Source organism: Streptomyces hawaiiensis, from assembly GCF_004803895.1.
Lineage (GTDB): Bacteria > Actinomycetota > Actinomycetes > Streptomycetales > Streptomycetaceae > Streptomyces > Streptomyces hawaiiensis.
The window spans coordinates 22,657-46,046 of the sequence record NZ_CP021978.1 but is presented as its reverse complement, the minus strand read 5'-3'; the positions used below and the strand labels follow the sequence as shown (position 1 = coordinate 46,046).

Here is a 23,390-nt window from a genome sequence, read left to right as displayed (position 1 = left end):
ACAGCGGCGGGGCAGTTTCCGAGGGTGATCACCGAGTCTGCCGCCGCGCAGTGGGACCGCGAACTGGACGATCTCTTTCTGACCATCGGGCACCGCTTCAGTCGGGTCGAGCTCCGCCGACGTATGCGTGACTACGTACGCGGGCTACTCGCTCCAGTCGCTCGCAAGAACAGCTGGCAGCCGGCCGAACAGGCCGGCCACCCTACGCCCGACGGCCTGCAGCACCTCCTCGCCGGATCGAAGTGGGAGCCCGATGACATCCGCGACGACCTGCAGGAATACGTCGCCAGCAAGCTCGGCGAGGCCGACGGCGTGCTGATCAGCCGGGGTTCAGCGCCAGTACTCCGGAACCGCCGGCCGAACCGAGAACTGTCGGCGTTTCGGGAGAAGATCCGGCTCCGGGCCGGCATGCGGTTCGCGGCGGGCGAGAAGACCGCGGTGATCGCCAAGGACCTGCGGGTGAGTGTGCGGTCGGTGGAACGCTGGCGCCGTGCCTGGCGCGAGGGCGGCATGGAGGCCCTGCGTTCTGCGGGCCCGGCCAACTCCCCGACGGTCACCGATGCCCAGTTCGCCGTGCTCGAGGCAGAACTGGGCAAGGGTCCGTCGGCGCACGGCTTCGACGATGAGCGGTGGACTTTGGCCCGGGTCCAGACGGTGATCCGCCGTCGTCTGAGGCTGAGCCTGTCGGTGGCGACGGTGTGGCGGCTGTTGAAACGGCACGGCTGGTCCTGGCAGGCGCCCGCCCGCAGAGCACTCGAACGTGATGAGCACGCCGTCGAACTGTGGAAGAAGGAGGTGTGGCCGAGGGTAAAAGGCTCGCGGCGGCCCATGGGGCCTGGATCGTCTTCGAGGACGAGGGCCGGGTTCTCGATGACGCCGCCTCGCGCCCGCACCTGGGGCCGGCGCGGGCACACCCCCGTCATCCGAGTGAGAGGCCGGTCCCGCCGTAGGACCTCGGTCGCCGCCCTGTGCTGCTACAAACCGGGCGTGGAAAGCCGTCTCATCCACCGGCCCCGCAACCACCTCATGCTCAAAGGCGCACGCAAGAGTTTCTCCTGGCAGGACTACCGTGATCTGCTCGTCCGTGCACACATCCAGCTCGGCGGCCCGATCGTGATGGTCTGGGACAATCTCAACACCCACCTAGCGTCCGGGCTGAAACGGTACGAGGCCGAGCACGACTGGCTCACCACCATCCGTCTCCCGCCGTATGCACCCGACCTGAACCCCGTTGAGGCCCTCTGGTCACTGGTATGCCGGGCCATGGCGAACACCGCCTTCGACACACCCGACGACCTCGACCGTGTCCTGCGCCGGGAGTTACGCAGGATCCAGCTCCGCCCCCACCTGGTCGACGGCTGCCTCACCGCCACCGGCCTGACCCTCGCACCACCGACCCCACCCTGAAAACCTCAGTAACTCCAGGACCCGCTTGGCCAGCTGCTGCAGCAGCCCGTTCTGCCCGGTCAGCTGCAGCCCTTCCGGCCGGGCCCGCTCCACCAGCATCGCAACCGGTTGCTCGTCGGACACGGGCGCAGGCTGCCCCAACGGGGCACTCTCGACAGGTTCCACGGTCTCCAACTCCACGGCGGCGTAAGTCACTTGACGTCTCTCCCATGATCGTCGGATCCACCGTTAGATTTACACTCCCCATCGCCTTGCCCGACGACCCGGGCGGGGACGTCACCGGACGCGCCCCCGGTAGCAGGCAGCGCTTCCATGCCGGTCTTGTCCGATCTATTGACGGTGTTCCTGACCCACCTCTACCTTTCGTCCGCAGTTCCGCACAACGTTCGTAATATCGAATGATGGCTGAGGTGAGTCGTTTGGACGAGCCGCCGCTGGAAGGACCACCCGTGCACCACACCCTGCACCCTCGACGGTCGAGTCGTCGGTGGACGATCCTCGGGGCAGTCCTGCTGTCCCTGGTCACGTCCCTGTCCCTCGTCGTCACGCAGCCCACCGCCGCGGCCGACGGCAAGCCGTTCACCAACCCGGTCAAGACGCAGAAGGGCGCTGACCCCTGGCTGGAGTACTACAACGGCAACTACTACCTGGTGACGACGACGTTCACCAACAAGCTGCTCATGCGGAAGTCGCCCACCCTTGCGGGGCTGAGCACCGCCCCGAGCGTGGAGATCTGGTCGGACAGCACCGCGGGCCGCAACGCCAACATCTGGGCACCGGAGATCCACTTCCTCGACGGCAGGTGGTACCTGTACTACTCGGCCGCACAGGCCGGTGCCACCTGCTGTGACACCCAGCGCACGCACGTGCTGGAGAGCTCCGGCAGCGACCCGATGGGCACGTACACGTACAAGAACATCCTCACCGACGACAGCCTCACCCCCGGCCCGGCCGCCGCCCAGGGCTGGCTGATCGACGCCAGTGTCCTCAAGCACGACAACAAGCTGTACCTGCTGGGCAGCGGCAAGATCAACGGCAGTACGCAGAGCCTGGTCATCGCCCCGATGAGCAACCCGTACACGCTCAGCGGTCCCTTCACGATCATCTCCAGCCCCACCCTGAGCTGGGAGACCTCCGGTGGCCCGGTCAACGAGGGGCCAGAGCCGCTGTACCGCAACGGCCGCACCTTCCTCACCTTCTCCGCCAGCAGCTGCTCGACCGCCGACTACAAGCTGGGCCAGCTGGAGCTCACCGGCAGCGACCCGCTGAACCCCGCCTCCTGGACGAAGAAGCAGACCCCGGTCTTCCAGCGCAACGACGCCAACGGGGTGTACGGGCCGGGACACAACGGGTTCTTCACCTCGCCCGACGGCACCGAGAACTGGATCGTCTACCACGCCAACAGCGCGGCCAACGGCGGCTGCGGCAACGCCCGCACCACCCGCGCGCAGAAGTTCACGTGGAACGCCGACGGGACGCCCGATTTCGGCAACCCGGTCGCCACGGGGGTGACGCTGGCCGGCCCCTCGGGTGAGACCGTGACCACCCCGACCGCGTACACCATCGTCAACCGCAACAGCGGCAAGTGCCTCGACGTCGAGGGCGGCAACACCGCCGACGGCACCAACATCTTCCAGTGGAGCTGCATCGGCGGCGCCAACCAGAAGTGGCGCATCGAGGACATGGCCGACGACTCCAGCCGCCTGGTGAACGTGGCCACTGGCAAGGTCGCGGACGTCGCCGGCTGCTCTTCCGCCGACGGCACCGACATCCGGCAGTGGTCCTGGCTGAACAACAACTGCCAAAAGTTCCGCCTGATCTACACCGGCGGCGACTACGTCCGGATAGTCAATGCCGCCACCGGAAAGGTCGCGGACGTCGCCAACTGCGGTACCGGCAACGGCGTCGACGTACGTCAGTGGTCCTGGCTGAACAACAACTGCCAGCAGTGGCGGCTCGTGCCCACGACCGCCTGACCGTCCGACGGCCCCGGGGGTACCGGGGCCGTCGGCCTAAGCACTCAGTGGTTGGGCTGCTGGCATCCCCGTTGCGCCCCCCCTTCGTCCATGCCCTGGCTGGAGTTGGGGATGAGGGAGGGCGGGATGGGCGGCGCGGACGCAGCCGGGGATCGAGGCGCGCTCAGCCGGTTGCGCGTCGGCGGGGCCTCCGCGCCGGGCCGCCGTCAGTGCGGCGGTGACGTCAGGCGGGGGACATCGGCGGGGGAGAGGTCGGGGCGGGCACGGTGCCAGCGTGCGGGATGTCGCCACCGGCCGGAGGCGTCGCGGGCGACGTCGACGCCGACTTCCACCACCAGCTCGGGTTCCACCAGCGTGACGTTCAGCGTCTCCCGGCTGCCCCACCCGGCGGAGAACGACCAGCCTGTCCACGGATGACCGCGCCGCCCTGCAGCGAGCAGGCCGGCCACCGCCGCACCCGCCGCCTGGGCGAGGGTGGTGGTGCGGCCGACGTACTGAAAGCGTCCTTCAGCGTCGTACCTGCGAGCAGCACCGTGCGAGGAACGGCCAGAGAACCGGTTACCGCGCCGACGATCGCCTCGCTTGTCTCGCGGACTTTGTATTTCTGCCACCCCTCACCGACGGGCGGTAGGCGTCGTCCAGCCGCTTGAAGACCACTCCCTCCATCCCGACCGACGCCCACGTCAGCCACTCGCGCACGGCATCGGCATCGATGGTCGACGGGCACAGCGCCCACGGCGCCGACAGCCGACGGGCGGCGAACACGGACTCCAGCGCGGCCCTGCGGCGCCGGTACGGCCATCCGGTCGTGTCCGTCCCGGACAGCCGCAGCAGATCGAACGCGATCAGTTCCCTGTTGGATCTGCGTGTTGAAGCGGATCTGCAGGGATGGGTGTTGTGGTCGGTTGGCGTGTTTTCTGGGTGGCGGAGCATTGCACAGAACCCTCACAGGGGGTCCAGAGGCTGCTGCAACGTGAGGTGTTGGAGTCGTACGGCGCGGCAGCCCCTCCTGGAGACCCGGTCATGCTGTCGCCGGACTACCGGATAGATCCGCAGCTGAGCCGCTATCTATGCCGCTCGTCGTTCGCTCGTTTGGGTGGGGAATCGAAGCGGAACTACACGGACGATTACCGGCTCTTCTTCGACTTCCTGTGGCAGCGCGGCAGGTGGTGGCACGAGGCCGATATCGAGGACTTGTGGGATTACGAAGACTGGCGGACGCGCTCACCGCGCAACCCCGTGCGGGTGGGAGGAGCGCGATGGAATCGCGGCCTGGCCGCCTTGAGTCGGCTGTACGCGTGGGGCGTGAGCACCGGGGTGGTGGCCCGCTCACCTGTGGCGATGCGGGAGGTGCCGGGCCGCTATGGAGCACCAGTAAGGGTTCCGGAGGCACGGGCGCCACAGACGCGGAGTAGCAACGTGCACTGGTTGACCCCGCGTGCCTTCCGGTTGTGGCTGGAGGTGGGGCTGCGCAGACACACCGTGGACGGCGTTCCGGGGCAGGGGTGGACGGGGCGGTTGGAGGCACGTAATACGGCGTTCGCCGAGCTGTTGTTCTCTTCTGGGGTGCGGCTGACGGAGGGGGCCTCGCTGTTGACCTTCGAGATGCCGCAGCCCACGTTGGGGGCGGGCCGGTTTGTTCTGGGGCGGCTGGGGCGGGCGGTGACCAAGTCGAAGCGAGCCCGGACCTTCTATGTGGCGGCTGCGGTGGTCTCCGCGGTCGCGGGGTATGTGGAGTCCTCGCGTGCGGCGGCGGTACGGCGGGCGCAACGGCGGGGGCGCTATGAGGACCTGGCAGCGTACCGGGTGGTGCGGGCCGTGACCGGGATGCGGCAGAAGGTGTTGCACTGGCGCGATACTCAGGGCCGTGTGGGGCGGACCGCGTTGGCGGACGCGGGGGTGGCTGAGCGGATGAGCTTCTATCGCGAGGGGCCGCAGGGGCTGGAGCCGCTGTGGCTGTGGCTGACCGAGGAGGGGCTGCCGCTGCGACCGGCCTCGTGGGAGAACGTGTTCCGCACCGCTTCGCAGCGGTGCGAGCAGGTGCTGGCGGGGCGGGTGGCCGAGCCGCCGTTCTGTACCCCGCACATGTGTCGCCATTCCTTCGCACTGCACATGCTGGTGGTGCTGCATCACGTGATGGACCGTCGGATGGGGCTGAGCGTCCAGGAGCGGCGGGACTTCCAGCTGCTGTACGGGGATGTGTGGCGGATGGTGCAGGATCTGCTGGGTCATGCGCAGGTCGAGACGACCCGTGACTTCTACCTGGCCCCGGTGGCGGACCTGCGGCTGCGCTCGCTGCTGGCCGAGCCGGCACCCCTGGCCGAGGGGGCGGCAGCGCCGTCTGCGCAATGGGTGAGCTCGCTCCTTGCACGGATCGCCCAGGAAAGCGAGGGCGTACAGGACCTCGATTCGGCCCTGGGGCTCGGGTGAGCGGGCGTGGGAGGCGCGCCGCGCTTCCGGAACAAGGACACCGCCGGCCGACCGTGCTGGACACGCAGGGAATGGTGGTCGAGCATCGCGATGCCGCGGGCCGGACCCGGAGCTACGACTTCGGCCAGCTGCCCGTCGCGCCGGAGCTGGCGCGTTCGTGGGCGCGGGTATTCGCCTCCCGGTGCGCCCCCGGCGGTGGGTGGAACTCGGCCCACTCCAGCACCACGAGCTGGACGATCCTGGCCCGCGTCGCCGGGTTCCTGGCCGAGCGTGGATCTCCGCCCACCAGCTCGGAAGGCCTGACGCCAGTGGTCTGGAATGCCTACCGGCTCAGCCGCCCGCACACCGCGACGGGACTCAACGAGCTGGCGGCCCTCGCGGCCTTCCTGCGTCGTGACCCGGAGATTCCCGCATCGGCGCGGGAGGCGATAAGGCAGCGGATGGGGCGCCTGCCGGCCAAGGAAGAAGCCTTCTCCCCGGCCGAGTTCGAGCAGATCCGTCACACGGCCCGGCGCATGGTCCGTGCCGCCCATCTGCGCATCACACACAATCTGCAGCTGCTGGAGGGCTGGCGCGGCGGCGCGCACCCGGACGGGTGGGCGCAGTGCCAGGTGGGAGAGGCGTTGGAGGCGCTGGCGCGTACCGGGTTCTGCCCGCCAGGGCCTTCCAGCCGCCCGGGGCGCGTGTCTGGAGCCTATGCGAGGGCGCTGGGCGGCCGAGACGGCGGAGGCGACGTGGAAGCGGCTTTTTCTGGGCCGAGAGGAGGTCGCGGCGGTAGCTGTGCTGCTGGTGGCCGAGTTCGGCTGGAACGCCTCCACGGTCTCGGAGCTGCGCGTGCCCCAGATCGTCTCCGCGCTCGAGCAGGCCGGGGTGGGGGCCGTCTACCGCATTGAGTTGCACAAGATGCGGCGCGGCGCACGCAACACGGAGACGCGGAACCTGACCGACTGGGGCGCCGACTCACCGGGGCGACTGCTCACGGTGGTGCTGGAGGCCACTGCCCCGGCCCGCCGGCTGGTAGAGGAGGGGGGTGTGGCGCCCTCTGCGCACTGGCCCCTTCGCCCTGGGACTGTCGGGCAATCAGGTGGAGTCATGGGGCCGAGCGCATGGACTCGGCGGCTCGCCACTGCGACGGATGCGCCGCACCGTGAACGTGCTGCACCGGCGGGAGCCGGGACAAAACAGCCAGGGCGTGCACGATGCGGTGTACGTGCTGCGCGAGCCACAGGCGCGGCAGGCCGCAGCCCCCGTCATCGCAGCCGGCGCCACCGACGCCCTGGAAGCGGCCCGCGCCACCGTGCTGCGCGCCCACCTCAGCGTCCAGCTCCGGGTAGAGGACCTACCCACCGCGGTGGCAGACTGCGTGGACTTCGCCCACAGCCCGCTCACCCCCGGCACGGAAAGCTGCCAGGCATCGTTCCTGCTGTGTACCGCCTGCCCGAACGCTCGCGTCCATCCCGGCCATCACCCGCGCCTGGCTCATCTGCACCGGGCCATCGCAAGTCTGCGTCCGGTGCTGCCCGACGCGGTGTGGGAGGCCGAGTGGCGCGACCCCTACCTGCGACTGGAAGATCTGCGGCGCCGCTTGGGCGAGACCGCTTGGCAGCGTGCCCAGGCCACGGTCACCGCCGAAGAGCGCACCCTTGTCGAGGCGTTGATGAAAGGCCACCTGGACCCGTGACCCACCCGCTCGTCCCCGCCCCCGACGGGCTGCCGGATCCCAATGGGCCCGCCTTCCTGACCGATCGCGTGGTCGCTGACCACGCACCGTTGCCCCGCTACGGTGACGCCGTCTGGCCGTTGGCTGCGCTGGAGGGAGACCCCGCCGCCCAACCCAAACGGGTGTTCTGGAACTCCTACCCCGAGTCGCTGCGGGAGCAGTTCCGGCTGCTGGTCTGGCTGTTGATCAACCGGCCACTGCCTGAGCGTTTCGTCGCCGAGCGTGGCTCCGCCTGGCGCATCCGGGTCAGCAGCGTCGGCGTCTACCAGACGCATCTGTACTGGCGATGCCTGGCTCGGTGGCTTTACGAGCACGGCGCCCAGAGCCTGACTGCCTGTACCGCGCAGGTCTTCACCGACTTCATCAACCGGCCCGCCAGGCCGCGCGGCAGGGTCGAGGCTCAGCACGAGCTGACGGCGCTGACCCGGCTGTGGGCCCTGGATGCCCTGTGTGCGCCGCAGTTTGCCGGCATCGCAGAACCGCCCTTCAGCCGCGCACCGGCGGACTTCCTCCCGCCCGTTCCTGCCCACGGGGAGAACGCCACCGAGCCGCTGGCACCGGCCACCATGGGCCCGTTGCTGATCTGGGCACTGCGCATGGTCGAAGACTTCTCCGATGACATCCTCACCGCCCACCACATCCGGCAGACCATGACCGACCGGGTCGCGCAGTCTCGCGCCACCCCCGCCGCCCGAAGCGCGGTGCGCACCTACCTGTCCGGCCTCGTGGCCGACCAGCGCCCGCTGCCGACCACCCTCCGGCACGGCCGTCCAACCCTCGCCCAGACCTACATCGCGGCTCGCACGGGTGCCGTCCCACACCAGGTGCAGAAGGTGATGTATACGGAGCGGGCGCGCTGGCGTCCCTACCTGGAGGCCAACCCGGGCCCCTGCCCCCTCGACACGGCCCTGACCGGCACCGTCGACGGGCAGCCCTGGGCCGAAGCGATCGACTTCTACAACGTTCCCACCCTGCGCCAGCACCTGGGCACCGCCGCCTTCATCGTCATCAATTACCTCACGGGCATGCGACCCGGCGAAACTCTCGCCCTGCGCCGCGGCACCTGCCACACGCCCGACACGGGCCCGCCCCTGCTGCACGCCCACACATACAAGACCGCCACCACACCCGAGGGCACCCACCTCAGCAGCGGACGGCAGCGCGAGACCCCCTGGGTCGCGGTCGGCCCGGTGGTCTCGGCTGTACGCCTGCTGGAACGCATGACCGGCACCAGCCCGCTCCTGTTCGACCTCACCGAACATGGCTGGTACGACCGGCACCGCCGCAACGGCGCGCTCACCCCCGAGGCAATGCGCGACCGCATCGGCGCTTTCCGCCTCTGGGCCAACACGCTCGCTGACAACCTCGGCCGAGACGCTGAACGCATCCCCGAGGATCCGCACGGCCCGATCGGCACCGCCCGCTTCCGCCGCACCCTGGCCTGGCACATCGCCCCCCGCCCCGGCGGACTGGTCGCCCTCGCCCTGCAATACGGCCACCTGCGCACAGCCGTCAGCGCCGGCTACGCCTCCCGCAGCCGCGGCGGCATCCACGACCTCCTCGACATCGAAACCGCCCGCACCACCGCCGAGACCCTCACCCGCCTTCACGAGGACCTGGAAGACGGCGGCGGGATCTCCGGACCTGCCGCCCGCCGCGCCCTGCACGCCGCCACCCAAGCTCCCGCCTTCGCCGGCACCCTGCACACCGCCCGCCAGGCCCGCGACGTCCTGGCCAACCCGCAACTGGCCGTCCACGAGAACCCGCACAGCTACCTGATGTGCATCTACGATCGCGACAAGGCCCTGTGCAGCCGCCTCGGCCCGCGGCCCGAAGCCCCCACCCTGGAACGCTGCCAACCCGGCTGCGCCAACATCGCCCGCACCGACGACCACGCCGCCCAGCTCACCGCCGAAGCCGACAGAATTGAGCAGCAGGCAGCCAGCCCGCTCACCCCGCCGCCTCTGGCCCAGCGCCTGACCACCCGCGCCGCCCGCCTGCGGGACCTGGCTGCCGGACACCACCACACCCGCCTCACCCCTGAGGAGCCAGCACCGTGACCCCCGCCCCGGACGAACGCGAGCGCATCCGCGCGGCCACGGACCGCATCCTGGCTGGCACTCCGCAATGCTCCACCGGAGCCCTGACCATAGTCGCCCTCGCCGCAGAGGCCGGCGTCCCCCGCAACGCACTCACCCAACGTCACCTGGATTTGAAAAACCACTTCTACGAGGCGGTACGCGCCCGGGGCCAGCTGCCCGACAGCGAGCGGCGACTACCCCAGCAGATCACCAGACTCAAGGAACTACGGGCACGCGACGCCGAGGAGATCGCCCAGCTACGCACCGATGTCGAACACCTCGTCCACGCCCTTAACCAACTCACCACGGAGAACCACCTCCTGCGCAGCGAGGCAAGCGCCCCGCGTGCCCACGTTCTCGCGCTCCCCAACCCATGTCCATCTCATGCGGGGACCTGAACAACCCGCACAGACCAGCCGACCGAAGTACTGACTTGGGCAGCTGAGGGTGACGGCGGCCGAGGGGCGCCGGCGCGAGCGGCGCCGTGGGGGCGCGAGATTCAGAGAGCGGGGGCGCGAGCAGGGCTACAGGACGGTGGCACGACGCCGCCGCGTGGGTGCGAGCAGCGGCGGGTGCGGCATAGCGGAGTGCGGCGTAGCGGCGGTCGCCTGTCGGCGCAGGGCGGCGTCTGCAGCGACCGCCGCTGTCACCTCACGGCCCTCGGCCTCCGGGCCGCCCCGGAGGAGAGCCCCGGGGCGGCCCGGAGGCCAAGGACGGTGAGGTGTTCCGGCAGAGGATCCGTGTGGCCGTGGACCGTGGACCGCTGGACCACGCCCGCGCCCTGCGCGTCCCGCGCCGCAGGGCCCTGCCCGGCGCGCCTGGCGGGCGATCCGGCGGAGGCGGTGCCCGGCGGACGCGTCCCCGGCGATCCAGTGGACGCCCCGCCGGCGATCTAGCGGGTGGCCCCGGTGTGCTCCCGCACAGTCGCCGCCTCGCTCGCCGTCGTCCCGGCCCCCGGCTCGGCGCTCTGCTTCGCGAACCCGCGCCGGCCCGGCAGGACCGCGAGGACGATCAGTGTTCCGGCGGCCATGATAATCCCGCCGATGAGGCTGGTCTGGGCGACTCCGTGGGCGAAGGCCTGGTGGACGGCGTCCACGGCGGCCTGGGCCTGCTGGGGTCCGGCGGAGGGATCCTGCGCGACCCGCTCCGCGACGGCCAGGCCGGCGCCGACCGAGTCCTTGGCGGTCTCCATCGCCTCCGCCGGGAGCCGGTTGCCCACCAGGTCGGTCAGCTCGTCCCGGTAGGCCGTGCCCAGCAGTGAGCCCAGCACCGCGATGCCCAGCGCCCCGCCCAGCTCCAGCGCGGTGTCGTTGACACCGCCGCCGACGCCCAGCTCGGACTCGGGGAAGGAGCCCATGATCGTGTCGGTCGCCGGGGAGATGGCCAGTCCGAGCGCGAGGCCCAGCATCATCAGCGGAGTCAGGAAGTCCCCGTACGTCGACCCCTTGTCGATCTGGGTGAGCAGGAACATGCCCGCCGTGCCGACGGCCATGCCGGTCACGGCCATCACCCTCACCCCCAGCTTCGGGGCGAGCACCCCGGTCACCGCGGACCCGAGGAACACCGCACCGCCCAGCGGCAGCAGCCGTACACCCGTGTCCAGGGCGCCGTAGCCGAGGACGAACTGCAGGAACTGCGTCGCGTAGTAGATCACGGCGAACATGCCGAAGAAGAAGAACATCACCGCGAGCATCGAGCCGCTGAAGGGCCGCAGCGCGAACTTTCGGACGTCCAGCATCGGGTGCGGGTGCCGCAGCTCCCAGGCGACGAAGTTGACCAGACCGACACCGGCGACCACGGCGGCGGTGACGGGGCCGGCGCCCCAGCCGGAGTGTGGGCCCTCGATGGCGGCGTAGATCAGGGAGCCGACGGTGACGATCGACAGCAGACCACCGACGTAGTCGATCCGGCCCATGCCCTCCGCCTTGGACGGCGGTACCAGGGCGAGCGCGCCGAACACGGCGAGGACGGCGATCGGCACGTTGATCAGGAAGGTCGAGCCCCAGGCGTGGTCCTCAAGCAGCCAGCCGGAGACCAGCGGGCCGACGGCTACCGCCACCCCGGAGGTCGCGGCCCAGGCGGTGATGGCCTTGGCCCGCTCGCTCCGGGGGAAGGTCGCGACCACCAGGGACAGCGTGGCCGGCATCACGACCGCGGCACCCACACCCATGATCGCGCGGGCCACGATGACCAGCGAGGTCTCGTCGACCATGCTCCCCATCACCGAACCGCCGGCGAAGATCAGCAGACCCAGCACCAGCGCGCCGCGCCGGCTGTACTTGTCGCCGATCGCGCCCAGCACCAGCATCAGCGCCGCGTACGGAACGGTGTAGGAGTCGACGACCCACTGCAGATCACTGCTGCTCAGGCCCAGGTCGGTGGTCATGTCGGGGGCGGCGACGATCAGCGACGTGTTCGCCATCACCGTGATCAGCAGGCTCAGGCACAGCACGAGCAGCGCCCACCAGCGCCGCGCGTACGGCCCGGTCATCTTCTCCAGGGGGGTGTTCGCAAGGAAGGGCATCAGTAGCTCCTGAGAGGGACGGGGCGGACGAGCGGAATCACTTAATTGCCCGTGAAGCGAGCGGGCGACGGGCTGAGATCTACGGGCTTCAAGATCATCCTGTGGCCCCTTGTGGGCTTCCCCCGGCGATCCCCTGGAGGGCCGCGTCGGTGTCCGCGATGGCCAGCATCCTGTTGATGTCGGCGCCGGCCAGTGCGCCGGCCGCTGCGGAGGCCCCGACCTGGGCGACCAGATCGGTGGCGTTGCCGGCCACCCACACACCTGGCACCTCGGTGGTGCCGGCCGTGCCGGAGGCGAAACCGCGGCCCGTCGGCAGGTCCCGCACCGGCAGGCCCAGACCTTCCAGACCCTGGGTGCGGGCCTGCATAGGCGCGGCGACCGCGACGACGCGGCGGGCCACGACCTGCCCGTCGGCCAGGCGCACCCCGGCGAGGGCACCGTCCTCGTCGTTGACGACCTCGGTGACCGGGGTGTCGATGACGCGGATGCCGCGGGCGGCGAAGCGGGCGCGGCTGTCCTCGTCCAGGTCAGTGCCGTGGGTGAAGTAGGTCAGGTCCTCGGTCAGCTGACGGAACAACAACGCGTGGCCGATGGAGGCCGCGCCGGTGGCGGGGATGCCGATGGGCTCATCGCGCACCTCCCAGCCGTGGCAGTACGGGCAGTGCACCACACTGTGCCCCCAGTGCTCGGCGAGCCCGGGCACCTGTGGCAGCACATCCGTGAGGCCGGTGGCCACCAGGATGCGGCGGGCGGTGATGCGGCGGCCGTCGGCCAGGGTGACGGTGAACCGAAGGTCCCCGTCCGCCGACGGGGCGGCGGACTCGGCCGAGACCGCCTCGCCGAACACGACGCGTCCGCCGTACTGGCGCACCTGCTCCCGGCCCCGTCGAAGGATCTCGGACGGCGGGGTGCCGTCCAGGGCGATGAGGCCGTGCACGGCCTCCGCGGGCGCGTTGCGCGGGGAGCCGCTGTCGATCACGACGACCGAGCGGCGGGAGCGGGCGAGGATCAGTGCACCGTTCAGCCCCGCGGCGCCCCCGCCGATCACCACCGCGTCGACGGTCCCCTCGGCCAGTGCATCGCTCGCGTACGGAGGAGTCGTCACAGCCATGGCCTCCTGCCTTTCCTTGTCAGTCATGGTTCGGTCAACCCTTCGAGTTCTGGGTGGTTGGAGGGGGGCAGCTGTTCAGGAAGCCCAGGATGTGGTCGGCGACCGTCTTGGGCTGTTCGAGGTGCAGGAAGTGCCCCGCGCCGAGGACAGCCCGACGTTCGTGATGTACGGATCCAGTCCGGCGATGAAACTCGCCGTCGCCAGGACCGCGAGGATCAGACCGGGCCTTGTCGGCCTGGAAGGCATCGCAATGCCGGGCGGCGCGGAGGAGTGCAAAGGCATGAGTTGCTCTCCATCGCGCCAGGCGTGCACGCACCCTGCCCGGTGAGCCCAGGACGGTTGTGTACTGAACAGTCAGAAACCTAGGCGGTTCTGTACTGAGTTGTCAACAAGGGCGGGGCGGCTTTACCTTCGGTGTATGGCGAGACCACGAAGCTTCGACCCCGACCACGTCCTCCATGCCGCCGAGCGGCAGTTCCGCACCTCGGGCTACAACGGCACGAGCGTCGACGACATCAGCGCCGCCACCGGCCTGGGCCGCGGCAGCCTCTATGCCGCGTTCGACGGCAAGCACGGCGTGCTGCTGCAGGCGATGGCCGGCTACTTCGCCCGGCTGGGGCAGTTCGCGCCGAAAGCGCTCGCCGGACCGGACGAGGGCGCCCTGGAACGACTGCACGCCTACTTGCTCCGCGCCGTCCACGGGGTGCCACTCGCCGCCGACGTACCCCCCGCCCCTGACCGGGCGGCGGCGGCCTGCTTCGCCGCCAAGATGGCCCTGGAGATCGGCGCCTCCGACCCCGAGGTGAAACGCCTGGCCAACGACTGCTTCTCCGTGCTCGCGACAGCGGTGGCCGACTGCGTGCGAGCGGCGCAGCGCAACGGCGACATTGACCCCGACGCGAATCCAGACGACCTTGCCTACCTTCTGCTGACCATCATCCGCGGGACCGATGTCGTAGGCGCATACGGCCACAGTCCCGCCCGCCTGACCTCGATCGCGGAGAGCGCGTTCGCCTTGCTGCCTCGCCCGCGCCACCACTGACAAGGGCACGGCCAGCCTCGTTGCACAGGAATACCTTCTCCTGGTTGACCGCGTGTACGCGGTGGTCGAAAGGCTGGCCCCCGCGAGCGCAAAGGGCCGCTACCTGGCCGTGTACGGCACCAGTTGGGGTATCGCAGGGATCGCAACACCTCTCCTGTGGACGCAACTGCTCGAGCATGCCGGGCCCGCCGGGCTCTGGAGTGCCATGGCACTCGCATGCCTGCTGCTCGCGGTCCTGCAGCCAGCTCTGGTCCGCTACGTCACCTCCCGTGGTGATGACGACCAACGCCATTCAACACCTGCCAAGTTGAGCTGAAGAACGACGGCCCGCGGGGCATACCGCAGGGTTCGAATACGTACCGGAACCCACCTGCGAAATGGGCTCTGCGCGATCTACCTGGCACTGAGCCGAGTCGAGAACTCAGCCGCCGAAGCCATCACCGGGTCCCGGCCCACGCGTCAGGCGGGCCTCCGTGCTCACGGTGCCCCAAGGACGGTCCGATACGGCTGTAGCCGGACTGCTTGCGTAGGTCAAAGAGCCGAGGCGATCCGTAGTCCTTCAACATGTAGGACTTGACAGAGAAGACGAAGTGGGCCGGCCACTCCTGCGCCTCCCGGGCCGCCCCGGCGCCACGCCGGGCAAGCCGGTTTTGCAGCCGCTCGAACGCGAGGCGGCCCGCGGTGTCCCATACGACCAGCTCGCCGTCCAGCGCGGTCGCGTCCGGCAGTTGCACGGCCCCGGCCGCGACCTCCGGAAACGACGACCCCATTTCTGTGCCGCGCCTGGAGCGCAGCACCACCCGCCCGGCGTCGACGGAGACGAGAGCCCGAAAGCCGTCCCACTTCGGCTCCGCAGCACTGCCCGGCCGCAGATCGGGTACGGGCACGGGGGTGGTCAGCATCGGCTCTGGCAGCGTCCATGGCACCTCCCATCCCTTCCACCCGCCATGTCCGCCACCCGAGTGGCTGCGCATCGCCCGGCCAGCGAGGCACAACTCCACTCGCGACGAGGGCCCGGGCCACAACACCCAAGGGCGTGGGCATACTGCTGGTCGTGGCCGACTGGGCGGATGCCGTGGTGGGCGCGGGTGCCGCTGGCGTGGGCGCGGGATTCGGAATGCTTGTCCGTCCCCGGCCCGCGGTGACTTCCGGCGGGGCGGCCAGGGGCGACGGCTATGCGGAAGGGATCGCCGACGCGGTCCTGTTGAGCATCGCGATGTACGAGGCTGCGGTCTTCCCACTTATCTCTGATGGGGTGAGCGATGAGGAGCAGGAGGCCCGTCGTACCGTCGCGTACCGGCTCTCCGCCTATGACGGCCTGCCCCGTTCCGTTCGCGTGTCGGCGGCCGCTGCGTTGGAGGCCCTGGATGACGGCGGTGCCGTCCCAGGCGACCAGCCGCAGGCCGAAGGCGAACGCTCCCGGGGTCGTGGGTGTCGCCTGGGCGTCGCACCGGCGTTCGAAGAGCGCCTGAAACGGCTTGTCTCTCAGACGCTGGCGGCTCTGGTGAGGGCCGAACTGGTGGGCAGGCGCTGGACGATCCCGCCCGGCAGGAGCCGCAGTTTCTCGGTCAGGGCGCAGGACCACCCGGTATCCCGGCGGCCCGGCACTGTCGGAACTGCTGAACAAGCACAGAGCCAGGACGCAGTAGACCACCGCGCGGGCCGGCAGAAGCCTGCGGCGGCGCTCGGCACTCCCCGTCAACTCCAGTACCTCGTCGACCACTTCAGGGGTGATCTCTTCGGTGAGTACGCAGAGCCGGATCCGGTCGCCGAACTGCGGCTCCAACCGCCTTCGGGGGCTTCGCGGGGACACTGGACGGGTCGTTGAGATGACGATCGAGGCAGCAGCGATGGCAGACTGAGCGCCCAACGGGGCTCCCTTGCAGACAGTCGGATCTTGGTCGATCTTCTGTCCTACCGGGAGCCCCGTTGCCATGTCCCGAGAACATCTGGCGCATCATCAAATTGGGGCGAATCTCCCCACGCATCCGAAGGGTCTATTCACCCAAAACCGCCATCAGTATGCGCTCCACCTGCACCGATGCCCTAAATCAACGGCATTGCTCTGACCAGTGGAGCGTGACGTTCCCGCCGCCCACACCGAGCGCGCCGCAAAGCTGCCCCGGTGGGCACGCTCCCGACCAGCGGGGGACGTTTTGCGGCGCTATGTTCCTTTTGTAGTTTTCCGGAGTGGGGTGAGTGCCCCCTGCGTGATCTCGCCCCCTACCCATCGAGGAGTCACCATGCTGCGTGAATCGCTGAGGCAGGACAGCCTGGTCCTGGAAGCCGGTCTGATCGAGGAGCTGACGGCCTGTCCCGAGGCGCCGGTGAGCGCTGCTCCGGCCTACTGTCCGCAAGCGATTGGCATCGCGCTCCTTTCGCCGAAGGAGCCGAAGGAGCCGAGGAAGCCCCGCTGCCAGTGAGCAGCGGGCTCTCGCACGCTGCTTACAGCGCTTCCGCCGAGTCTTTGGCGGGCTGTGTTCTCGGTGCCCTGAGGGGCGCCGGGAACACAGCTGTGGTGGCGGCTCATCTCCGGGCGGCGGAAGGTGAGCCGCCCACCACCGGGGTCGTCGGTGGGACGACGCGGGCGCCCGGCCGGTCGGCCGGGGTGGCCGCCGTACGCATCCTGGGCGCCGACGTTCTGGCTCCCTGTCTGCTGACCGGCCAGCTCCTTCCACTGGAGGAGTCGGACGCCGTCCGCATGAGTCTCCAGGCGCTGCCGCCGGCACCGCGGCCGCCCTCCGCACCTCCGCAGGGACGCGAGGCGCCGTGGATCAGGGCCTGGACCGATTGGGGACTGGTCACCGCTCTGGAACGTCTCGATCCCGCCTTGGGCGGTGCTCCGGCACCAGTGCCCCAAGGTCCGCCCCCGTGCGGGGGCGCCGCGCCCCGCCATCGTGCGGCCCGGACCACCGGGGATTTCCCGGGCGGGGGCAGCGGCGAGGGGTGGGTGCCCTGGTCGTGGCGGATGGGACTGCTGGCATCACTGGCCCTGCCCGGCCTCGACGGGCCCGTGCACGACGCCGCGCGCTCCCACGTCCTGGCCCTGGCGCGCGGCGCTACCCGGGCGGTCCTGCGACGCGACTTCCTGAGCGCGGCGCGCATCACCCGCTGGCTGGCCTGGCTCGCCGCTGAGGGCACCGCTCTCCCTCTGGACGCCGCCCTGCTGACGCAGGACATCGCACTGCGCGGCGGCGGCGACCGCTGCCTGCTGGACACGGAGATCACCCACAACCTGCTCGGCCTGGAGACCGTATGAGCACCTCCCTGGCCCGCACCGCCCACGACATCCGCTCCCGCGCACACACACCGCCACGAAGGCGTGCTCCACGGGCGAGACCTCACTGAGGATTTGGACGCGTACAAGGCACTGGCGGAGACGGCACTGACGGCCGGCCTGATCCTGCGCGACGGGGCCGCCAGCAGCCGAGAGGCGACGCTGGCCCGGGAACTGCTCGACTTCTGCTGGACGGAGCTGAAGGAGGGCGCCCTGCTGTACGAGCAGCTGCTGCGCCACCCCCTGGCCACCGACGCCTTCGAGTGCTACGGCCACTTCGCCCGGGCCGGCTACAGCCATCGCGGCCTGGAACGGTTGACTTCCCACCTCGCTGCGGCAGGCACCGCACAGGCCGTCGAACACGTCCCCAACCGGCGGCTCGCCGTTGCCAACGCGCTCCGAATCACCGGCCACGACCGCGGAGCGGGAGCTCCCGACTGGGAGACGCTGACCCGGGCGACCTGGCTTGGCAGCACCCCGCCCCCCTGGCACATCGACTGGATGACCGGCTACGCCGTCACTCACACCGTCTTCCACCTCACTGACTGGGGTCGGCTCCCGCACGCACTGCCCGGTGACGTGACCGCCTACATCACCCGCTGGCTGCCGGTATGGACGGACGTCTGGACGGAGACCTGCCAGTGGGACCTGGTGGGCGAACTGCTGTTCATCGGCAGCTGCCTGCCAGAGCCCTACGCCGAGCCGGACGACTGGCGCCGCCTGGCGGAAATTCAGCACGAGGACGGCCTGGTGCCCCGCGATGACCAGCCCGTCGACGACGCCCCCGCCACCCGCTTCCAGGACCACCACCACCCCACCGTGGTGGCTGCCATCGCCGCAACTATCGCCCTCACCCGCGCCCTGGACTCGATGGGCACCTCAGCCGCGTCCGCAACCGCCCCCGGCACACTCGCATGACCGCCTCCCTCCTCGCCGGCAACCCGGAGGACGGAGCGGAGCACGCACTCGACCCCGCCACCGTCCACCAGGCGACACACAGCCTGCTGTCCACCACGACCACAGCACGCGGAGCCAGCGCGATCGCGGTCGGCCTCCACCGTGAGGGCCGCCGCGCCTTGCTCGTACGCGGCCATACCGCCCACCGCGCCGGAGCACCGGCCGACGCGAGCACCCGTTTCGAAATCGGCTCCCTCACCAAGACGTTCACCGCCCTGCTCATGGCCGAACAAGCAGCTCGCGGCGAACTGCACCACCACGACCCGCTCGCCCGCCACCTCCCCGCCGGCACCCCCCTGCCCCCACGCGGTACCCACATCACCCTGACCCACCTCGCCACCCACACATCGGGACTGCCCACCACCCCACCCGGCCTGCCCCACCTCCTGCCCACCCTGCTCCGCTCCGCCCTCCCGCGACTGTGCACCACCGCCTACGCCGGCTTCACCACCGACGACCTGCTGCACGCACTGGCCCACGCCCGCCTGCGGGCCGCCCCGGGCACCCGCATGCACTACTCCAATTTCGGCGGGAGCCTCCTCGGCCACGCCCTCACCGGCGCAGCCGACGGCATCTCCTACCCCGACTTGCTCGAAGCCCGAGTCCTTCGGCCCCTCCACCTCCGCGACACCAGCTGCACCGCCACTCCGCCCCCGCACTCCACGCAGGTCACCGGCCACCGGCGCCACCGCGCTCAGCCCCCGCTCCGCATGCCCGGCCTGGCACCCGCAGGAGCCCTCCGCTCCAGCGTCCGCGACCTGCTCACCCTCACCGAGGCCCTCCTCGACCCGCCCACGGCCGACAACACCCCGCCCACGCTGCGGACGGCTCTGGAAGACGTCCTGCGGCCCCGGCTGCGCATGCCGAACGGCAACGGCCTGGCCCTGGTGTGGAACTTCCGCCCCCGCCCGGACGGCTCCGTCCTCTACCACCACTCGGGCGGCACCTTCGGCTGCACCGTCTTCGCCGGTTTCAACCCCCGCCACCGCACCGCCCTGGTCGCCCTGGCGAACACCGCATCCGGAACCGGCATCCCCCTTATCCAGCAGGCATACAACGCCCTGATCGCCCTGCACGAGTGAGAGCCCCGTGACCAGTAGCAGGCGAAAGCCTCATGGCGGCCAAACCGGCTGCCAGCCGCGGCGCCCTTGCCTCCCGCGGCCCGGCCACGCTGACGCCACCCGGACTTCGAACTCGCCCGGGAACCACGCCCGCAGCCGCCCGGCCTGCGGCAGGGTGACCCGCTGCCGGCCCTGTTCCACCCGTGCGTCACGGAGGACAAGAACAGCCCGTCGGCCATCTCCGGATCGGGCTGTGTGTGAGCCAGACGTTGGTGATCCCGGCTTGTGAGCGGTCGTCGAGCTGGAAGCTGACGAGGTCCGCTCGTTCGCTCTTGCCCTGCGGCGAACACCGACTCCAGCGCGGCCCTGCGCTGCCGGTACGGCCACCCGGTCGTGTCCGTCCCGGACAGCCGCAAGGACCATTTCGATTTTGCCGGGCCCCAGCAAAATCCGCCATTCCCATGAGGTCACGGGAGTTCTGAGCTACAAGGCCCATGAGGAACGCCAGCGCTACAGGCAGGTTTATGCCTCGATGATCCAGTCCGTGGGGATCAGGGCTTTGCCTTGGCGCCAGTTCTCGATGACGGCGTCGCGGAACCATTCATCTCGCAAGTTCACGTGATCGCAGACGATGATCTGCAGTCCCTGGCCGTTGCGGTTGACGACGTCTCGCATGAGGGAGAAGTAGCTGCGGACTGCTTCCCAGTCGGCGTCGGTGAGGGCGCCCACGTCATGGACCTCTTCGGGGAAGAAGGCCTGGGTGGGCTGGTCGAACATGATGAAGTGCGGGACGGGCCGCTGGTGTTTGAGCAGGTAGGTGTGCAGGGCCAGGTGCGCGACCAGGTGGTACCCGATCCAGTTCTTTGCGCTGCCGATGCGGGTGAGGGGGATACGACTGGTTTCAGTGCGCAGGAAACGACGTTGAGGAGAGAGAGGCTGATGCGTACTTCTTCAGCATCGTCTGCATGCTCGAGATCCAACTCGCGGGCCCAGTCCGTCATGTCCAGCGCGATACGGCTGAGGCGGCTTTCCGTTTCCGCCCTCACGTCGTCGGCATCGACCAGTTCCTGCAGTTCTGCGATCCGCTCCCGCATGCGAGCCGCCTGGGTGCGGTCTCTCGGGTTGGTGTCGGTGGTGGTGAGAGTCGGTCGCGCTGGTCCAGGGGTTGGTGTTACGGGGCTGGTCAGTGGGGGTTTGTGGGTGGGTGGGCCGCTGTCATGAGGTGAGAGATTGAGGGCCGGGATCGCTGTCGTGGGGCTTTATCGCATGGCAGCTGATGCTGTCTCAGGATCGAGAGTTCTGATGCGTTGAGGTGGGCCCGGCCGGTGTGATCGTGGGGTGGAAGAGGTAAGGGCCGGCCGTGGGCCTGTGCTGCCCAGGGGGCTGGTGGTGCGTCGTTTGCTGGAGCGGCAGCAGGCGGGGGAGCTGGCCACGTGGCATGTGCGTGCGGTCGCTGAGACGGTGGGGGTTTCCGAGCGTACGGTGTGGCGCTGGCTTGAGCAGGCCAAGACGACCGGGCAGGTAGAGGCGCCGGTCCGGCAGGGGTATGCGGTGTCGGACGAGGTGTGGGCGCTGCTGGGCGAGGTCGGAGGGAATGTCGCTGAGCTCAGGCGCCGGCTGGCCGCTGCCAGCGGCGGGGCCTCGGTGCCGTCGGCGTCGACACTGCACCGGGTGATCCGCAGGGACCGCCGGGCGGGCCGGGCTTTGCTGGTCGAGCGGGAGCCTGAGGTGGCCGGGCCACGCAGGCCCGATCCGCTCAGCGAGCTGGGCCTGAACGTCGTGGCCGGCCAAGACACATGCGGGCAGGTTTTTCTGCGCGAGCAAAAGCACCTGGCGCAGGTCCCGGTCCTGGTACCGGGCGCGCAGGTGGTGCACACGTCCGCTGTGCGGTCAGTGCTGCGGACGGTCGCGCACGCGGCCGCGGTGGGGGCGGTGGTGTGTCTGTACGGCGACGCCGGCCAGGGCAAGACCGTCGCGCTGCAGTACGCCTTGTCCCAACTGCCGCACCCGGCCCGGGTCCGCCGGGTCCACGTCGGTGTGCACCCGACGGTTCCCGAACTGCGTCGGGTGCTCGCGGACGCCCTGGAGCTGGGTAGGCGTCTGCCGCGCGGGGCGGGGGAGGCCGACCTGACGCTGGTGAACGCGCTACGACAGCCTCGTGTGCTGGTGCTGGACGAGGCACAGCGCCTTCCGGGGCCGGCGTGTGGATTGGAGGGGTATGTGTAAGGCGGGGGTTGCTTTCCTTCTGGTGTCTCGTTGATGGCTTCGGTGGCACGCGCATGGTTCAGGCGCCACCTGAATGACGGTTGTCGCGGGATGGTGGTGTGGTGTGGGGGAGCGGTTTCTCCGGCTGATCGCGGGCGGGCTTGCCACCTCGGCATCCGATGTCGACCAGGCGCGGGATGAGTGGGCTTTCCAGGCCCGTTGTACAGAGGCGTTTGTCTCGACGTGGGTGGTACGGGGTTTCGCCGACACGACGATCAGTTGCTACACGTCCCTGCTGGAACGGGTGCTGGACCACTTCGACCGGCCGGTGTGGCAGATCGAGCCCGCCGACGTGGACGCCATGCTCCGCCAACTGCTGCTGGCGGGCCGGGCCGCGGGGACCAGGCGCCAGTATCTGCAGATGCTTCGTACGTTCCACGGCTTCGTCCGGGACCGCTACGCCACCGAGATCCGCGCCCTGTACGGCATGGCGGTGGGCGACCCGCTGGACCGGTTCAACCGCTTGCGGCATGTCTGGGACGACACCCCTCGTCGGCTGCCGCCCACGGCTGAGCGCCTGACGGCGTTCTTCGCCTTCGCCCGCGCGCGCCTGGCGGCCGCGTCCGACTATCCGGCTGCGGCACGGGACTACGCACTGCTGCGCACCCTGTACCACTGCGCACCTCGGGTGTCGGTCTTCTATGTAATTACGAGATGAGAGCACTGCTGACCTGCTGTGCTTAGATTCCAGAGATGACATTGTGATCTTGACTGGTATGGCATCTGAACTGCTGTGGTTCATTGAGCGTGTTCTAACAGGAAGACCGGTTGAGCTTCTCAACTGTGATGCTGTGAGTAGATAGAAGATGTCGTAACTAGATAGATAGTTTCCTGACTTGGCTGTCGATGCGGCTGTGTCGTAGTTGATCTTTAGGTCGTGAGTGAGGCAGGGATCTGCCGTGCTGGCTTGCGGGTGACTGGCCGGATTGATCTGGGTGTCCCCGCGCGGTGTCCACTGTTCCTCGTCGTCCCGTCCGTGTGACGACCACGCGGCGTCAGACGGCAACATGGCAGCAGGCCACAGCCTCCGTTGGCCGAGCACTCCGCCCGACAGCACTGTGTTCCAGCAACCGAGCGACTCAACCAGCAGGCTTCAGGAAGGACAGTTACAGGGCCGCCGACCGCATCACCGTCGGCGGTCCTGCCACCGACGCCACCACCGTCGCAGACTGTGTGCCGGCCCACGCCACGCTTCGATGAACTCGTCGATGTCGCGTGCCAGCTTCGCGCCATGAGTGAGAGCCATGCTGAGAAAACCGAACAGTGCCAGCACACCGATCGTGACCTCGTCCATCCGTCCCGTCCTTTCAACAAGGCCGGACAGAGCGGGCGCGCTCAGTCCAGCCACCTACAGGTGACGAACCGAGATCGCGCCGGTGCAGCGACTCAGGGTGGTGTTTCCGGCTGCAGGCCGGGGCCGAGCACGGGGTGTTCCTTCGCTTCGGGTTGCGCAGGCCTGAGGTTGCTCTCCGCAGGAGGGGCGAGGCAAATGTGTGGCCGCCACCGGACGGTCCACCATGGGCCCTCACCGCTACTGAC

Annotated in this window: 22 protein-coding genes and 2 pseudogenes; 15 read left to right on the top strand and 9 right to left on the bottom strand. The window is 69.6% G+C overall.

The annotated features are described in order from the left end of the window. Nucleotides 1-24: 24 nt before the first annotated feature. Together CEB94_RS00225 and CEB94_RS00220 are read left to right on the top strand one after the other, a co-directional pair. Nucleotides 25-376: pseudogene (locus CEB94_RS00225) on the top strand (transposase); the annotation flags it as partial. A 32-nt stretch (nt 377-408) separates the two neighbouring features. Next, complete coding sequence (locus CEB94_RS00220) at nt 409-1,407, top strand: IS630 family transposase (RefSeq protein ID WP_246111634.1); 999 nt, start codon at nt 409-411, stop codon at nt 1,405-1,407. A 12-nt stretch (nt 1,408-1,419) separates the two neighbouring features. Here the strand turns inward: CEB94_RS00220 and CEB94_RS42060 are convergent. Continuing rightward, nucleotides 1,420-1,587 (bottom strand): annotated as a pseudogene (locus CEB94_RS42060) (IS256 family transposase); the annotation flags it as partial. 269 nt (nt 1,588-1,856) lie between these two features. Here CEB94_RS42060 and CEB94_RS00215 point away from each other — a divergent pair. Beyond that, entirely contained in the window at nt 1,857-3,383 is a 1,527-nt protein-coding gene (locus CEB94_RS00215; RefSeq protein WP_425472530.1) for a family 43 glycosylhydrolase, read from the top strand. Nucleotides 3,384-3,589: 206 nt separating this feature from the next. On the opposite strand, the gene CEB94_RS00210 is transcribed toward CEB94_RS00215, so the two are convergent. After that, nucleotides 3,590-3,832 carry a hypothetical protein gene (locus CEB94_RS00210; protein WP_246111633.1) on the bottom strand — a complete coding sequence of 81 codons (243 nt, stop codon included), beginning with the start codon at nt 3,830-3,832 and terminating at the stop codon, nt 3,590-3,592. A 109-nt stretch (nt 3,833-3,941) separates the two neighbouring features. After that, the gene (locus tag CEB94_RS00205; protein WP_175430235.1) at nt 3,942-4,316 is read right to left on the bottom strand and encodes an ATP-dependent DNA ligase; all 375 of its coding nucleotides are present in this window, start codon (nt 4,314-4,316) and stop codon (nt 3,942-3,944) included. Nucleotides 4,317-4,406: 90 nt separating this feature from the next. On the opposite strand from CEB94_RS00205, the gene CEB94_RS00200 reads away from it, so the two are divergent. From CEB94_RS00200 to CEB94_RS00185, 4 genes are all read left to right on the top strand, one after another. Beyond that, nucleotides 4,407-5,813, top strand: coding sequence for a site-specific integrase (locus tag CEB94_RS00200; protein WP_175430234.1), 1,407 nt, complete (start codon nt 4,407-4,409; stop codon nt 5,811-5,813). A 1,135-nt stretch (nt 5,814-6,948) separates the two neighbouring features. Continuing rightward, the gene (locus CEB94_RS00195) at nt 6,949-7,494 is read left to right on the top strand and encodes a hypothetical protein (protein ID WP_175430233.1); all 546 of its coding nucleotides are present in this window, start codon (nt 6,949-6,951) and stop codon (nt 7,492-7,494) included. After that, a complete protein-coding gene (locus CEB94_RS00190; protein WP_175430232.1) occupies nt 7,491-9,593 on the top strand; it encodes an integrase in 2,103 nt (700 codons plus the stop codon). The genes CEB94_RS00195 and CEB94_RS00190 overlap by 4 nt, the downstream gene beginning before the upstream one ends. Then, nucleotides 9,590-10,012 (top strand): hypothetical protein, encoded by a 423-nt coding sequence (locus CEB94_RS00185; RefSeq protein WP_175430231.1) that lies wholly within the window; start codon nt 9,590-9,592, stop codon nt 10,010-10,012. Before CEB94_RS00190 ends, CEB94_RS00185 begins: the two co-directional genes overlap by 4 nt. A gap of 494 nt (nt 10,013-10,506) precedes the next feature. Here CEB94_RS00185 and CEB94_RS00180 read toward each other — a convergent pair whose 3' ends face one another. Beyond that, on the bottom strand, nt 10,507-12,138 hold the full coding sequence (locus CEB94_RS00180; RefSeq protein WP_175430230.1) for an MFS transporter: 1,632 nt from the start codon (nt 12,136-12,138) through the stop codon (nt 10,507-10,509). Nucleotides 12,139-12,232: 94 nt separating this feature from the next. Next, nucleotides 12,233-13,249 carry an NAD(P)/FAD-dependent oxidoreductase gene (locus tag CEB94_RS00175; RefSeq protein ID WP_175436816.1) on the bottom strand — a complete coding sequence of 339 codons (1,017 nt, stop codon included), beginning with the start codon at nt 13,247-13,249 and terminating at the stop codon, nt 12,233-12,235. Nucleotides 13,250-13,667: 418 nt separating this feature from the next. On the opposite strand from CEB94_RS00175, the gene CEB94_RS00170 reads away from it, so the two are divergent. After that, the gene (locus tag CEB94_RS00170) at nt 13,668-14,291 is read left to right on the top strand and encodes a TetR/AcrR family transcriptional regulator (RefSeq protein ID WP_175430229.1); all 624 of its coding nucleotides are present in this window, start codon (nt 13,668-13,670) and stop codon (nt 14,289-14,291) included. A gap of 52 nt (nt 14,292-14,343) precedes the next feature. Beyond that, nucleotides 14,344-14,607, top strand: coding sequence for a hypothetical protein (locus tag CEB94_RS00165; protein ID WP_175430228.1), 264 nt, complete (start codon nt 14,344-14,346; stop codon nt 14,605-14,607). Nucleotides 14,608-14,728: 121 nt separating this feature from the next. Here the strand turns inward: CEB94_RS00165 and CEB94_RS00160 are convergent, their stop codons facing one another. Together CEB94_RS00160 and CEB94_RS42055 are read right to left on the bottom strand one after the other, a co-directional pair. Beyond that, nucleotides 14,729-15,193 carry an ATP-dependent DNA ligase gene (locus CEB94_RS00160; RefSeq protein ID WP_246111632.1) on the bottom strand — a complete coding sequence of 155 codons (465 nt, stop codon included), beginning with the start codon at nt 15,191-15,193 and terminating at the stop codon, nt 14,729-14,731. Continuing rightward, nucleotides 15,187-16,227, bottom strand: a complete 1,041-nt coding sequence (locus CEB94_RS42055; protein WP_425472409.1) for a transposase domain-containing protein — start codon at nt 16,225-16,227, stop codon at nt 15,187-15,189. Before CEB94_RS42055 ends, CEB94_RS00160 begins: the two co-directional genes overlap by 7 nt. Before the next feature lie 307 nt (nt 16,228-16,534). Here CEB94_RS42055 and CEB94_RS00150 point away from each other — a divergent pair, with 307 nt between their 5' ends. The 4 genes from CEB94_RS00150 to CEB94_RS00135 all read left to right on the top strand — a co-directional run bounded on the left by CEB94_RS00150 (nt 16,535) and on the right by CEB94_RS00135 (nt 19,607). Continuing rightward, on the top strand, nt 16,535-16,714 hold the full coding sequence (locus CEB94_RS00150; protein ID WP_175430226.1) for a hypothetical protein: 180 nt from the start codon (nt 16,535-16,537) through the stop codon (nt 16,712-16,714). A gap of 95 nt (nt 16,715-16,809) precedes the next feature. Next, nucleotides 16,810-17,550 carry a hypothetical protein gene (locus tag CEB94_RS00145; RefSeq protein WP_246111630.1) on the top strand — a complete coding sequence of 247 codons (741 nt, stop codon included), beginning with the start codon at nt 16,810-16,812 and terminating at the stop codon, nt 17,548-17,550. A gap of 93 nt (nt 17,551-17,643) precedes the next feature. Next, nucleotides 17,644-18,486, top strand: a complete 843-nt coding sequence (locus tag CEB94_RS00140) for a DUF6895 family protein (protein ID WP_246111629.1) — start codon at nt 17,644-17,646, stop codon at nt 18,484-18,486. Then, a complete protein-coding gene (locus CEB94_RS00135) occupies nt 18,483-19,607 on the top strand; it encodes a serine hydrolase domain-containing protein (RefSeq protein WP_175430224.1) in 1,125 nt (374 codons plus the stop codon). Before CEB94_RS00140 ends, CEB94_RS00135 begins: the two co-directional genes overlap by 4 nt. A 501-nt stretch (nt 19,608-20,108) precedes the next feature. Here the strand turns inward: CEB94_RS00135 and CEB94_RS40455 are convergent. Next, nucleotides 20,109-20,441, bottom strand: a complete 333-nt coding sequence (locus tag CEB94_RS40455; RefSeq protein WP_246112107.1) for a DUF3732 domain-containing protein — start codon at nt 20,439-20,441, stop codon at nt 20,109-20,111. Nucleotides 20,442-20,984: 543 nt separating this feature from the next. On the opposite strand from CEB94_RS40455, the gene CEB94_RS00125 reads away from it, so the two are divergent. Both CEB94_RS00125 and CEB94_RS00120 read left to right on the top strand, forming a co-directional pair. Next, entirely contained in the window at nt 20,985-21,812 is an 828-nt protein-coding gene (locus CEB94_RS00125; RefSeq protein WP_175430223.1) for an ATP-binding protein, read from the top strand. 103 nt (nt 21,813-21,915) lie between these two features. After that, entirely contained in the window at nt 21,916-22,509 is a 594-nt protein-coding gene (locus CEB94_RS00120; protein WP_246111628.1) for a site-specific integrase, read from the top strand. A 468-nt stretch (nt 22,510-22,977) separates the two neighbouring features. On the opposite strand, the gene CEB94_RS00115 is transcribed toward CEB94_RS00120, so the two are convergent. Continuing rightward, nucleotides 22,978-23,145, bottom strand: a complete 168-nt coding sequence (locus CEB94_RS00115) for a hypothetical protein (RefSeq protein WP_175430221.1) — start codon at nt 23,143-23,145, stop codon at nt 22,978-22,980. Between the last annotated feature and the right edge of the window lie 245 nt (nt 23,146-23,390).

What these genes read in the sequence shown, in the direction of transcription:
- CEB94_RS00220 (WP_246111634.1), top strand. Translation starts at nt 409, where the DNA reads ATGCGGTTCGCGGCGGGCGAGAAGACCGCGGTGATCGCCAAGGACCTG.
- CEB94_RS00205 (WP_175430235.1), bottom strand. Translation starts at nt 4,316, where the DNA reads ATGCTCCGCCACCCAGAAAACACGCCAACCGACCACAACACCCATCCC.
- CEB94_RS00200 (WP_175430234.1), top strand. Translation starts at nt 4,407, where the DNA reads ATGCTGTCGCCGGACTACCGGATAGATCCGCAGCTGAGCCGCTATCTA.
- CEB94_RS00195 (WP_175430233.1), top strand. Translation starts at nt 6,949, where the DNA reads ATGCGCCGCACCGTGAACGTGCTGCACCGGCGGGAGCCGGGACAAAAC.
- CEB94_RS00180 (WP_175430230.1), bottom strand. Translation starts at nt 12,138, where the DNA reads ATGCCCTTCCTTGCGAACACCCCCCTGGAGAAGATGACCGGGCCGTAC.
- CEB94_RS00175 (WP_175436816.1), bottom strand. Translation starts at nt 13,249, where the DNA reads ATGGCTGTGACGACTCCTCCGTACGCGAGCGATGCACTGGCCGAGGGG.
- CEB94_RS00170 (WP_175430229.1), top strand. Translation starts at nt 13,668, where the DNA reads ATGGCGAGACCACGAAGCTTCGACCCCGACCACGTCCTCCATGCCGCC.
- CEB94_RS00160 (WP_246111632.1), bottom strand. Translation starts at nt 15,193, where the DNA reads ATGCTGACCACCCCCGTGCCCGTACCCGATCTGCGGCCGGGCAGTGCT.
- CEB94_RS42055 (WP_425472409.1), bottom strand. Translation starts at nt 16,227, where the DNA reads ATGGCAACGGGGCTCCCGGTAGGACAGAAGATCGACCAAGATCCGACT.
- CEB94_RS00150 (WP_175430226.1), top strand. Translation starts at nt 16,535, where the DNA reads ATGCTGCGTGAATCGCTGAGGCAGGACAGCCTGGTCCTGGAAGCCGGT.
- CEB94_RS00135 (WP_175430224.1), top strand. Translation starts at nt 18,483, where the DNA reads ATGACCGCCTCCCTCCTCGCCGGCAACCCGGAGGACGGAGCGGAGCAC.
- CEB94_RS00115 (WP_175430221.1), bottom strand. Translation starts at nt 23,145, where the DNA reads ATGGACGAGGTCACGATCGGTGTGCTGGCACTGTTCGGTTTTCTCAGC.